The sequence below is a fragment of the Stenotrophomonas sp. YJH_SMC_131 genome (assembly GCF_059367975.1).
In genome coordinates, this window is the sequence record NZ_JCAFRJ010000007.1 from 225842 (window position 1) to 237803 (window position 11962).

Sequence of the window (11962 nt, forward strand, 5' to 3'; positions counted from 1 at the left end):
TCATCTAGCGTCAGGCGGCATGAAGCAAGGCTGAAAGTGGCTTTTACCGCTCAGCTGGCAGAAAGGGAAAGGGCCGCGCATCGCGCGGCCCCTCCCGGTCTGCAAGGCGCTGCGGGCTCAGACGCCCATGGCCTTCTGCGCCTGGCGGGTCTGTTCCTGCTGCGCGTCCTGCTGCTGGTGCAGCACGTTCGGCGCGCCCTGCACCGCGCCGCTGCTGAGCGCCATGCTCTGCTCGCTGGCGGTGCGGGTTTCCACCGCAACGCGGCTGGCCGCCGGGTCACCGACCGTGCCCTGCACGGCGAACAGGCGCTCACCGTTCGGGCTGGGCACCACCGCGTCGATGCGCTGCAGGCCGGCGGCATGCGCCTCCCTGGTCAGGGCCGCTGCGGCGCTTTCCAGCGCGTGGCGGTCCTTGAAGGTGCCCGCCGGCATCCGCTCCAGGCCTTCGGTGGCCTGCAGGTACATCGGATTGCGCGGGTGCCGCTCGTCGTTCAGCAGCGGGCGCTCGCGGGCCTCCTTGATCGCATCCAGCGTCTTTGCACCGACGATGCCGTCGGCAACCAGCCCGTTGTCCTTCTGCAGCTGGCGTACCGCCGCTTCGGTATTGCGGCCGAAGCGGCCGTCCTCGGCCAGCGGCTTGCCGTCGGCCCCGGCATAGCCGAGGTGGCCCAGCTGCTCCTGCACCTTGCGCACGCCCTCGCTGTGCGCGCCCGGCTTGTACAGCTCGGCGTGCGGGGCGGCAGCGGCCTTGTGTTCGGCCGCAGGCTTGCCCTGGGTCTGCTCATGCGATTGGGTGCGGCTTTCCAGCAGGTCGCGCGCCTTGGACAACGGGTCCGACGCGAACAGCTTCCAGTGCGGGTGGTCCTTCACCTGCTTGAGGTAATCCTCCACCGGCATGGTGTGCACGCCCTTGCTGCCGGTGGACTGGCTGATCAGCAGCTTGTCGGTGTTCGGGTCGCGCACCACCATCACGATGTGGTCGATGCCATTCCAGTGCTCGTGGCGGGTCCTGGCCGTATCCAGGCCGATGACCATGCCTTCCTTCAGCGCACCGGGCTTGAGGATGGCGTCGCGCTCGAGCAGCACGCCGGATTGTTCGACGGCCTTGTGCACGATGCCGCCGGAACCGAGGTTGCCCAGGTCGATGCGGTCGGCCTTGCTGAAGACAGCGTGCCCGGCCTTCTGGTTGATCTCGTCCATGGTCCGGTTCTGCAGGGTGCCGACCCAGCCGGAGCAATCGATGTAGCCCTGGTCCACGTTCTTGCCGGTCTTGCCCGGCACGTACAGCGCGTGGCCCGGGATGTTGATGGCGTACTTCACATCGTCGTACTTCACGCCAGCGTCGTACGCGGCGTGCAGTTCGATGCCCGGCTTCGGCGCAGCAGGAGCCGTTGCGGTCGCCGCCAGCGTGGCCGCAGCGGCACCCACTGCGGCGGTCTGCGCAGGTGTGCCTGGAGCCTGGGCCTGGCCCGGTGCCACGGTCTGCGGCGTGATGTGCTTTTCCGGGATGCTGATCGCTGCGTACTTGTGGATGTAGTAGCTGGAGAAGGTCCGCGCCAGGTCGCCGTCGTTCATGCCACGCATTTCGGCCAGGGTGTGGCCGGTCAGCGCCTTGGCATCGGACCCGATCTGGTTGAGCACGTTGCGGCGCATGTTGATCTCTTCGCCATGGCCGTTGCGGACCACGCCGAAGGTGCCGGTGGCGATCGCGGTCTGCACCGAGCCATAGCCGGCGCTGCCCTGCTGGTGGGCCAGGTACAGGTCCAGGCCGGTCGGCGTGTCGCCGCCGGACAGGTACGGGTGGCCGGTGCGCTCATTGCGGCGCGCCATCGAGCCCAGGTTGTCCTGGTACATCTGCGCGGCGGCTTCGGTGTTGCGGGTCGGGTCGAATTCGTGGCCGGTCAGGTGGTATTGGCGGGCCGAGCCGGGCACGAACTGGAACAGGCCTTTGGCGCCGGTCGAGGTGTTGTGGGCGCGCTCGTTGAAGGTGCCGCCGGTCTCGATGTGCGCGAAGCGCATGAAGTCATCGACCGGGATGCCCTTCTGCCGGGCGACCTGCTCGACGATGTCCAGGACTTCCTTTTTGCTGTAGTCATGCTGTGCCATGACGTTTTCCTCGGGGTTGATGGAGCGGCCGATGCCGCGAATCGCCAACCGGACTCATCCGTGAGTCAAGAACATGTCGGTCAACAGGTAACCCGCCTGCGGCGGATGGAAATCAGGGCGCGATGTACTGCTGGGCCTTGCTGTCGAAGCGGTAGTGCACGGTGTCGCCGGCACCCAGCGCGCGGGCCTTGCCCGGGGCTTCGATGGTGGTGCCCTTGAAGGTCACGGTCAGCTGCGGCAGGCCGTTGCCATCGGCCACGAAGGCCAGTTCGCCATCGCTGTCGGTGCACGGCATCACGTTGCCGTCGTCGCAGGCCGCGCTGTTGTCTTCGCCGGTGCGCACCGAGCCGACGTAGCGCCAGACCTTGCTGTCCAGGTCGTCCTCGCTGCGCTTGGGGTTGAACAGCAGCAGGGCGTAGCCGCTGCTGCTGATGCCGCGGTCGAAGCTGCTGGTCGGCACCGCCAGCAGCAGGCGGCCGTCGGCGGTGCGGTGTTCGATCGGCTTGCGCCGGGTATCGACGTCGTCGGCCTTGTCGTAGGCGCCGAGCGCACCGATGGTCCATTCCTGGCCGCGGAACTTCCACGGCTTCTTCGCGTCGCCGCCGGCCAGTACGAAGGTGGCCTCGGCCAGATTGGCGCGGTCGTCGGGGCCGGCCGGCTGCTGTTCGCCCGGCTTGCCGTAATGCTCGCGGGTATCCCAGGAAAAGCCGGTGTAGTAGGTGGTGCCGTCCAGGGTGAAGCGGTGGCCGAACCAGAAGGTCGCCACGCTGCCGTTCTGGACCTCATAGGACGTCGCACCGTCGCCATCCACCTGGTAGATGAAATACATCACGGTCGGCGCGTCGGGCGGGGTGACGGCGGCATCGGGGGAGGGGTTCTGCATCGGGGCAACATCCTGTCGGGGCGCTTTGGCAGCCTGCGCAGGCGCAGGCTGGGAGGACGAGGGGGCCGGATCGGCGGCGCTGCAGGCGGCAGCGGAAAGAGAGACGAGCAGGCATGCCGCGAATGCGCGCAGGGGCCGCAACGGCAGGGTCCAACGTAGCTCGGGGGGGGACTGCATGCGCCTCTCCATGGTCAGCGTTGCCGGGCCAGACGGCCGGCAGGAAGCCGCACCCCATCCACCACGGACGGGAGCGAGGACATGAGCCGGTCGATTCCTTCGACCTCGCATTGAGAACTCATGCCTGTCCATCTTGGCACAGATCCGCAGGCCGTCAAAGAGGGGGGCGGCAGCCGGGTCTGTGATGTGAAGTGCGTCTCAGATCTTGCCATCACGCAGGTAGTCGAACAATTCGGCGTCGCCCTTCAACCCCAGCTTGAGCATGGCGTCGCCCTTCTGCCGGCTGATGGTGCTGACGCTCTTGTGCAGCTGCAGCGAAATCTCCTTCACCGTCATGCCGGTGCCGAGCAGTCGCAGCACCTCCACTTCGCGTGGTGACAACGGCTTGCCGTCGCCCTCGCGCATGCGCCAGCTGCCGGCCGCGTCCACCCGCTCGCGCAGGCTGCGGCTGATGTAGGGCTGGCCGCGGTACACCGACTGGATGGCCTGCGGCAGCTCGTCCATTGACGAACTCTTCTCGACCAGACCGAGCACGCCACTGTCGAGCACCATGCGCAGGATCGCCAGGTTGCTGGAGACGCTGAGCATCAGCACCGGCAGGTCCGGATGCCGGCGGCGGATCATGCCGATCATGGCGAAGCCATCGGCCTGCGGGCTGCCCGGCATGGAGTAGTCGGTGACCAGCAGGTCACAGGGCTGGTTGGCGAGCAGGGTCATCAGCGCCTGCGCGCTGTCGGCCTCGCCGACCACGCGGCCCACGCCGCTCGACTCGATGACGGCGCGGGTACCGATGCGGACCACCGGGTGATCGTCTGCGATGATGATGCGCAAGCTCATGCTCTAGTATGGCCATCGGGCACGCCGGGCCGCGACCATCGCGGTCCCTGGCAGGATTCTAGGAGATCGACGCAGATGCGTAGGTGGGCTGTTCGCGGGCTGCTCCTGCTGCTGGCGGTGCTGGCCCTGCCCGTGGCCCAGGCACAGCCGGCCCCTGGGCTGCTGCCGCTCAGCCCGTTGCAGCGCGAATACCTGGTGGCGCATCCGACCATCGTTGTCGGGCAGTATGACAGCGGTTGGCCGCCGTTCGAGTCCCTCCGTGACGGCCAGCAGGTCGGTCTGGGACCGGACTACCTGTCGCATCTTGCACGCCAGCTCGGCATGAAGGTCGAGGCGCGCCGCTATCCGGACTGGACATCCGTGCTGGATGCGGCATGTCGTGGCGAGATCGACGTGGTGATGAATGTCGGCCTCAGTGCCGACCGCACCCGCTGCATGGTCTATACCGCGGCCTACAGCGAAGCGCCGCTGGCCCTGGTGGGCCGGCCGGACGACCTGCGTGCCTCCGACATGCCCGACCTGGAGGGTCTGCGGGTGGTGGTCGAGCAGGATTTCCTGACCGGTCCGCAGGTGCGCGCCCGATTCCCGCGTGCCCGCCAGCTTGTCGTAAACGACACGTTGAGCGCATTGCAGATGGTCAGAGACGACAAGGCCGACGTCTACATCGGCAATGCCTTTGTCGCCACCGAGCTGATTGCCAGCCGGCGCCTGCAGGGCGTGGCGCTGTTGCGGCCCAGCGACCTGCCCCCTGAACGGCTGCACTTCGGCATTCCCAACAGCAAGCAACCCCTGGCTGAAGCCCTGGACCTGGCGCTGGCGGCCACCAGCCAGGCCCAGCGTGATGCCCTCGCACAACGATGGCTGCCACCGCCGCACTGGTCGGCATCGGCGCAGCTGGCGCTGAGCCAGGCCGAGAAGCGCGTGCTGGAGCAGCCGTTGAAGATCGGTTTCGCCCCGAATGCCGCGCCACTGTCGTTCACCGGCGAGGATGGCCGGCCCAGCGGGCTGGCCAGCGAATACCTGCAGCGCCTGATGCAGGCCGGTGCCAACCTGCAGGTCGAGGACAGCCACGACTGGTACGAGGTGCGCGAGAAGGCCCGCCGCGGTGAGCTGCAGGCGGTGATGGGCATTCCTGTCGATTCACGGTACCTGGGCCCGGACTGGGTGTTCAGCCAGCCCTTCATCAGCGTGCCGAACGTGATTGTGGTCAGGAGCGATGGCGAGTCGCTGCTGGGCCTGGCTGACCTGCAGGGCAAGCGCGTGCTGCTGTCCGACCCGGAGCGTGTGCGCGGCTACGTGCTGCAGCAGGCACCGCAGGCGCGGATCATCGCTGCACGCAGCGCCGAACAGTCGCTGCAGCGCCTGCTCGCTGGCGACGCCGATGCGTACATCGGCAACCTTGCCGTGGTCGATCACCTGCTGCGCAGCCGTTTCCCGGGGCGGCTGCAGGTGGCGGCACCGGCCGGCTTCAACGACCAGCTGGTGCTGGCTGTGGACCGCCGCCACGCGGCACTGGCTACCACCTTCGATCGCCTGCTGCTGCAGATGACCCCACGCAAGCGCGAGGCCCTGCGCAATGCCTGGCTGGGGGTGGAGTACCGCAACGGTGTCGACTGGAACAAGGTGCTGCGGTGGGGCGTGCCGGTGCTGCTGGTGCTGCTGACCGCGCTGCTGGTACATGGCGTCGGCCATTGGCGGCTGCGCCGCGAGGTGGCAGGACGTCGCCAGCTGGAGCAGCGTCTGGCCGAGGTGACCGACAACCTGCCTGCAGTGGTCTATCAGGCGCGTCGCGACGCCGATGGCGCGCTCAGCTTCCCGTTCATCGCCGGTGACCTGCCTGCGTTGTTCGGCATTACACGGCAGCAGGCCGAACAGGATGCGAGGGTGTTGCTGGAACGCATCGAGGAAGAGGACCGCGCGCACATCCTGCACTCCATCGAGCAGGCCGCGCGCCAGTTCGCCCCATTGATCCTGGAGTTCCGCCTGCGCAGCGATGGGGAGGGCGTGCGCTGGGTGCGCAGCCAGGCCCACCCCTATGCCGCCGAAGAGGGCGCGGTGATCTGGAGCGGTTACTGGGTGGACGTGAGCGAAGCGCGGATGCAGGCCGATGCCCTGGCGGCGGCGAAGGCGGACGCCGAGCAGGCCGCCGAGGCCAAATCGCGCTTCCTGGCCACGATGAGCCATGAGATCCGCACGCCGATGAGTGGCGTGCTGGGGATGCTGGAGGTGCTGGCGCACTCACCGCTGGACAGCGAACAGCAGCGCATCCTCGGCGTTATCGAGGATTCGGCCCAGATGCTGCGGCAGATCCTCGATGACATCCTCGATTACTCGCGGCTGGAAGCAGGGGCGTTGCGCCTGGAACCGGTGCCGCAACCGCTGCGGCCCCTGCTGGAGAGCGTGTGCCGCCTGCTGTCGGCCCAGGCCAGCGCGCGTGGCCTGGCGCTGCACGTGCAGATCGATCCCGAGCTGGCGCCGGCCCACGAAGTGGACGGCGTGCGGCTGCGCCAGATCGTGTTCAACCTGCTCAGCAATGCCATCAAGTTCACCGCACAGGGCGAGGTGCGCCTGCAGCTGGAGGTGCTGGGGCCGACCAGCGAAGACGGCGTGCAACCGCTGTGCCTGAGCGTTACCGACACCGGCATCGGCATCGCACCGGAACAACTGCAGCACCTGTTCGCGCCCTTTACGCAGGCCGGTGCCTACATCCAGCGTGACCACGGCGGCACTGGCCTGGGCTTGAGCATCTGCCAGCGACTGGTGCAGATGATGCAGGGCGAATTGACCCTGCACAGCACGCTGGGCGAAGGAACCCGTGCCGAAGTGCGGGTATCGCTGGTGGGGGCCGGCAGCGAGGACGCGGCGGCACTGCTGGCCGAGCAGGACCAGACCGCGCTGCTGCCCGCCGCGCTGCGCCAGGCGCGGGTGCTGGTGATCGAGGACCACCCGACCAACCAGGCGATGATGGCGTGGCGGCTGCAGCAGCTGGGCGTGCCCCATGTGCTGCTGGGCGATGGCCAGCAGGCGCTGGATCGCCTGTCGTCGGAGAGCTTCGACCTGGTGATCACCGACTGCCGCATGCCGGTACTCGATGGATTTGGCTTCACCCGCCTGCTGCGCGAACGCGAGGGCCGTACCGGCCAGCCGCGGCTGACGGTGCTGGCGCTGACCGCCAGCGTGCTGGACGACGATGCGCGCCGCTGCCGCGAGGCCGGCATGGACGAGGTACTGGCCAAGCCGCTGTCGCTGGCCACGCTGCGTGCGGCGCTGCTGCGCTGGCTGCCGCAGGCCCAGGGCCAGCCGTTCGAGGTGCCGGTGCCGGAGGTTGCCGCCGACGACGGTGAAGCATTGCCTGATCTGGCCACCCTGCAGCAGCGCTTCGGCTCGCGCGTGGTGGCCGAGCAGCTGCGCGACAGCCTGTTGCAGGCCAGCGAGGGTGACCTGGCCGCCGTGCAGCGCGCCGTGCAGGCTGGCGACCGCCAGGCTGCGGCGCTGCACCTGCATCGCCAGGCCGGCGGGCTCGGGGCGATCGGGGCCACGGCACTGGCCCAGCAGGCCAATGCCCTGGTCGAGCGCCTGCAGGATGCGGCAGAGGCCGATACGGCGCCGTTGTTCGCCACCGTAACGACGTTCGTGGCGCGGCTGCAGCAACAGCTGCAGCGCCTGGCTCACTGAGCCGACTGCTGCTGCAGGTAGGCGATCACCAGGGCGCGGCGTTCTGCGCTGGGGAAGGCGTTGTACATGCGGGTGCCCGGCACCAGGTGCGTGGGTGACTGCAGGAAGGTATCCAGCGTCTGTGCGGTCCAGGTGATGTCGGCGCGGCGCATGCCGTCGGAATACCCATAGTCGGGCAGGCTGCCGGCGCGGCGGCCGATCACGCCGTGCAGGTTGGGTCCGAAGCGGTGGATGCCACCGGGCTGCACGGTGTGGCAGCCGGCACACAGTTCGAACGCGCGCTGCATGGCCTGCTGCCGGGCCTGTTCGGGCGTGGCCGGCACTGCGGGCGGGCGCTGGCAGGCCGTGGCAAGCAGGGCCACGGCAACGGCGGTGAGCAGGCGGCAGGCACGCATGGGTGGGCAGGATAGCGGTGCGGTGGAGCGGTCGGGCTGCGACACACGGTCGCAGCCCGGAGCGATCACATGCCCGAGTAGTTCGGGCCGCCGCCGCCCTGCGGGGTCACCCAGACGATGTTCTGGGTCGGATCCTTGATGTCGCAGGTCTTGCAGTGCACGCAGTTCTGCGCGTTGATCTGCAGGCGCGCGTTGTCGGCTTCGCCAACGAACTCGTACACACCGGCCGGGCAATAGCGGGCTTCCGGGCCTGCGTACTCGGCCAGGTTCACCTTCACCGGAATGCTGGGGTCCTTCAGCGTCAGGTGGCTGGGCTGGTTCTCGTCGTGGTTGGTGCTGCTCAGGAACACCGAGCTGAGGCGGTCGAAGGTCAGCACCCCATCCGGCTTCGGGTAGGCGATGCGGGTGTGCTTGGCGGCCGGTTCCAGGCAGGCATGATCCGGCTGCGTGCGGTGCAGGGTCCACGGCGGGTTGCGCACGCCCAGCTTCGGCAGCAGCCACTGCTCGACGCCGGTCATCAGCGTGGCCACGGTCTGGCCCTTCTTGAACCACTGCTTGAAGTTCTTGGCCTGCTGCAGTTCGGTGAACAGCCAGCTGGCTTCGAACGCCTTCGGGTAGGCGCTCAGTTCATCGTGCTGGCGGTCGGCGGCCAGCGCGTCGAACGCGGCGTCGGCGCACAGCATGCCGGTCTTGATCGCGGCATGGCTGCCCTTGATGCGGCTGGCGTTGAGGTAGCCGGCCTCGCAGCCGACCAGTGCACCGCCCGGGAACACCGTCTTCGGCAGCGACAGCAGGCCACCGGCGGTGATCGCACGCGCGCCGTAACCGATGCGGGTACCGCCTTCCAGATGCTTGCGGATGGACGGATGGGTCTTGAAGCGCTGGAACTCTTCGAATGGGCTCAGCCACGGGTTCCTGTAGTCCAGGCCTACCACGTAGCCGATGGCGACCTTGCCGCCGTCGGCGTGGTACAGGAACGCGCCGCCGTAGGTGTCGCTGTCCAGCGGCCAGCCGGCGGCGTGAACCACCAGACCCGGCTCATGCCGGGACGGGTCGATCTGCCACAGCTCCTTGATGCCGATGCCGTAGGCCTGCGGGTCCTTGCCTTCGTCCAGCGTGTAACGCGCGATCAACTGGCGGCCGAGATGGCCGCGCGCGCCTTCGGCGAAGATCGTGTATTTCGCCTGCAGCGCCATGCCGCGCTCGAACGCCGGGCCGATGCTGCCATCCTTCTCGATACCCATGTCGCCGGTGGCCACGCCGATCACTTCACCGTTGTCGCCGTACAGCACCTCGGCTGCGGCGAAGCCGGGGAAGATCGCCACTTCCAGCGCCTCGGCCTGCTGCGCCAGCCAGCGGGTCACTTCGCCCAGGCTGATGATGTAGTTGCCTTCGTTGTGGAAGCACTCCGGCAGCAGCGCGTTGGGCGTGCTGCGCGCGCCGGTTTCGCTGAGGAACAGGAATTCGTCACGGGTGACCTTCTGCTTCAGCGGTGCGCCGCGCTCGGCCCAGTCCGGGAACAGCTCGGTCAGCGCGCGCGGATCCATCACCGCACCAGACAGCACGTGCGCGCCTGGTTCGGACCCCTTCTCCAGCACGCACACCGACAACTCGCGGCCGGCTTCGATCGCGCGCTGGCGCAGGCGGATCGCGGTGGCCAGGCCGGCGGGGCCGGCGCCGACGATCACCACGTCGAATTCCATTACTTCACGCGGGGGCAGGGCGTTGGCTTCAGCGCTCATCGATTGCATGACTCGTGGGTAGGGCCGGCATCGGGGCCACCGGCGGTGCCTGGGAATCGCGCGTGCAGCCACGAGCGAAACGGTTGTTTGAATGTGTCAGGGTACCGGGCCGCGCGTGATCGAGCTAGATCGCCGATGTTCACGTCATGATTGCTGCGGTGCAGCGTAAGGCTGCGGCCCGGGTGGGTGCCGACCTTGGTCGGCACGCTCTGCCCGGATGACCGACAATGGCCGGGTCCTGACTGCGCGTGAGTGCCATGGCTTTGCATCCGTACGATCTGTTCGATGTCCGTTCCCTGCTCAATGAGGAAGAGCGCGCGGTGCAGGAGAGCGTCGCCCGCTTCACCAACGAGCGCGTGCTGCCGATCATCGGCGATGCCTTCGACCAGGCCCGTTTCCCCTCTGAACTGGTGCCGGAGATCGCCTCGCTGGGCCTGCTGGGCGCCACCCTGCCGGCCGAATACGGCGGCGGTGATCTGGGTGCGGTCAGCTATGGCTTGATCTGCCAGGAGCTGGAGCGCGGCGATTCGGGCCTGCGCAGCTTCGTCTCGGTGCAGAGCTCGCTGTGCATGTACCCGATCTACGCTTACGGCAGCGAAGAACAGCGCCAACAGTGGCTGCCGGCGATGGCACGCGGCGAACTGATCGGCTGTTTCGGCCTGACCGAGGCGCACGGCGGTTCCGATCCGGCCAGCATGAAGACCCGCGCGGTGCGCGACGGCAGCGACTGGCGCATCAGCGGCGGCAAGATGTGGATCACCAGCGGCCCGGTGGCCGACCTGGCCATCGTCTGGGCGCAGACCGAGGACGGCATCCAGGGCTTCGTGCTGGAGAAGGGCATGGCCGGCTTCACCACGCAGGAGATCAAGCACAAGATGAGCCTGCGGGCATCGCTGACCGGTGCGCTGTTCTTCGATGACGTGCGCGTGCCCGACAGCCACCGCCTGCCGAACGTGAAGGGCCTGAAGGGGCCGCTGGGCTGCCTGACCCAGGCCCGCTACGGCATCAGCTGGGGCCCGATCGGCGCGGCCATCGCCTGCCTGGATGAAGCGCTGGGCTACGCCAAGGAGCGCGTGCTGTTCGGCCGCCCGCTGGCCGCCACCCAGAGCGCGCAGATCAAGCTGGCGGAAATGGCCCGCCGCATCACCACCGCGCAGCTGCTGGCGCTGCAGCTGGGCCGCCTGAAGGAAGCCGGGCAGCTGCAGCCGCAGCAGGTCAGCCTGGCCAAATGGAACAACTGCCGCATGGCGATCGACATCGCCCGCGAATGTCGCGATCTGCTGGGTGGGGCCGGCATCACCACCGAACACGTGGCGATCCGGCATGCGCTGAACCTGGAATCAGTGATCACCTATGAAGGTACCGAGACCGTGCACCAGCTGGTGATCGGCCGCGAACTGACCGGCATCAACGCGTTCTGAGTGCACCGGTAGTGCCGGCCGCTGGCAGGCATTGCCGAGTAGGGTGGGCGGCAACGGACGCCTATCCGGAGATGCAAACTGAATGAAGAACAATTCCACTGTAAGACTGCTGTGCCTCCCGCTGCTCTTCCAAGCCTCCGTGCTGCAGATGGCGTGGGCAGGCAACAGGGACGATGCAGCATGGGCAGGCAGCTATTCGCAGGCGAGCGATCTGTGTACCGAACCGGGCAGCGGACGCAGTTGCCGCGATGGGTTCAGGGACAGCCTGTCGATTGTCGAAGAATCACTGGGCTATAGGGTTGAGCTGCACAGTACCCAGTCGATGCAGCACGTCTGCTCCTTCGTGCTGCATATGAAGCCGGAAGGCGGAAAACTGATTCATCAGTCCGAACTGGGCACAGTGGCTATCGAGAAACATGCAGGTGCGCTGAGAGTCTCATCCGGCGGGATCGACCCGACGGTGACGGGCTTGGGCATGTGCGGTGCGCATGCCGATATTGATGGTCTGGAGTTTTCTTCTGTCGGCAATCGCACGCGCCCCGGGCAACGCAAGGGCGCCCACTCCTGATTGATCCAGGCGGAAGGCATCCACGCATGGCGTGGATCTTATCTCTTGCCGATCTGGCACCTTGGGTGCCGAGAGCCCGGCGTGGGCGACCGTGTGGATCCAGGTCTTGCGACCGAGAAGTAGCTTGGGTCCCCACGCCGGATTCTCCCTGAACCGCC

The 11962-nt window shown here is 67.7% G+C and carries 8 protein-coding genes; 3 read left to right on the plus strand and 5 right to left on the minus strand.

Annotated elements, in window-relative coordinates:
* Nucleotides 1-117: 117 nt before the first annotated feature.
* From AC5P56_RS16015 to AC5P56_RS16025, 3 genes are all read right to left on the minus strand, one after another.
* The gene (locus tag AC5P56_RS16015; RefSeq protein WP_032959398.1) at nucleotides 118-2106 is read right to left on the minus strand and encodes a peptidoglycan-binding protein; all 1989 of its coding nucleotides are present in this window, start codon (nucleotides 2104-2106) and stop codon (nucleotides 118-120) included.
* A gap of 112 nt (nucleotides 2107-2218) precedes the next feature.
* Entirely contained in the window at nucleotides 2219-2989 is a 771-nt protein-coding gene (locus AC5P56_RS16020) for a hypothetical protein (protein ID WP_262093377.1), read from the minus strand.
* Between the two features lie 375 nt (nucleotides 2990-3364).
* Nucleotides 3365-4003 (minus strand): response regulator, encoded by a 639-nt coding sequence (locus AC5P56_RS16025; protein ID WP_495231797.1) that lies wholly within the window; start codon nucleotides 4001-4003, stop codon nucleotides 3365-3367.
* Nucleotides 4004-4078: 75 nt separating this feature from the next.
* Here AC5P56_RS16025 and AC5P56_RS16030 point away from each other — a divergent pair, with 75 nt between their 5' ends.
* Nucleotides 4079-7678 carry an ATP-binding protein gene (locus tag AC5P56_RS16030; RefSeq protein WP_262093374.1) on the plus strand — a complete coding sequence of 1200 codons (3600 nt, stop codon included), beginning with the start codon at nucleotides 4079-4081 and terminating at the stop codon, nucleotides 7676-7678.
* Here the strand turns inward: AC5P56_RS16030 and AC5P56_RS16035 are convergent.
* Nucleotides 7672-8073 carry a c-type cytochrome gene (locus tag AC5P56_RS16035; protein WP_014645538.1) on the minus strand — a complete coding sequence of 134 codons (402 nt, stop codon included), beginning with the start codon at nucleotides 8071-8073 and terminating at the stop codon, nucleotides 7672-7674. The two genes, AC5P56_RS16030 and AC5P56_RS16035, sit on opposite strands and share 7 nt — an antisense overlap.
* Before the next feature lie 65 nt (nucleotides 8074-8138).
* The gene (locus AC5P56_RS16040; RefSeq protein WP_041862952.1) at nucleotides 8139-9815 is read right to left on the minus strand and encodes an electron transfer flavoprotein-ubiquinone oxidoreductase; all 1677 of its coding nucleotides are present in this window, start codon (nucleotides 9813-9815) and stop codon (nucleotides 8139-8141) included.
* 257 nt (nucleotides 9816-10072) lie between these two features.
* On the opposite strand from AC5P56_RS16040, the gene AC5P56_RS16045 reads away from it, so the two are divergent.
* Nucleotides 10073-11236 carry an acyl-CoA dehydrogenase family protein gene (locus tag AC5P56_RS16045; protein WP_197561871.1) on the plus strand — a complete coding sequence of 388 codons (1164 nt, stop codon included), beginning with the start codon at nucleotides 10073-10075 and terminating at the stop codon, nucleotides 11234-11236.
* 82 nt (nucleotides 11237-11318) lie between these two features.
* The gene (locus AC5P56_RS16050) at nucleotides 11319-11804 is read left to right on the plus strand and encodes a hypothetical protein (protein WP_049420677.1); all 486 of its coding nucleotides are present in this window, start codon (nucleotides 11319-11321) and stop codon (nucleotides 11802-11804) included.
* Nucleotides 11805-11962: the final 158 nt, after the last annotated feature.

Bases quoted from the DNA above. Each gene is read 5' to 3' on its own strand.
- AC5P56_RS16035 (WP_014645538.1), bottom strand. From the start codon at position 8,073: ATGCGTGCCTGCCGCCTGCTCACCGCCGTTGCCGTGGCCCTGCTTGCC.
- AC5P56_RS16015 (WP_032959398.1), bottom strand. From the start codon at position 2,106: ATGGCACAGCATGACTACAGCAAAAAGGAAGTCCTGGACATCGTCGAG.
- AC5P56_RS16030 (WP_262093374.1), top strand. From the start codon at position 4,079: ATGCGTAGGTGGGCTGTTCGCGGGCTGCTCCTGCTGCTGGCGGTGCTG.
- AC5P56_RS16040 (WP_041862952.1), bottom strand. From the start codon at position 9,815: ATGAGCGCTGAAGCCAACGCCCTGCCCCCGCGTGAAGTAATGGAATTC.
- AC5P56_RS16050 (WP_049420677.1), top strand. From the start codon at position 11,319: ATGAAGAACAATTCCACTGTAAGACTGCTGTGCCTCCCGCTGCTCTTC.
- AC5P56_RS16020 (WP_262093377.1), bottom strand. From the start codon at position 2,989: ATGCAGAACCCCTCCCCCGATGCCGCCGTCACCCCGCCCGACGCGCCG.
- AC5P56_RS16045 (WP_197561871.1), top strand. From the start codon at position 10,073: ATGGCTTTGCATCCGTACGATCTGTTCGATGTCCGTTCCCTGCTCAAT.
- AC5P56_RS16025 (WP_495231797.1), bottom strand. From the start codon at position 4,003: ATGAGCTTGCGCATCATCATCGCAGACGATCACCCGGTGGTCCGCATC.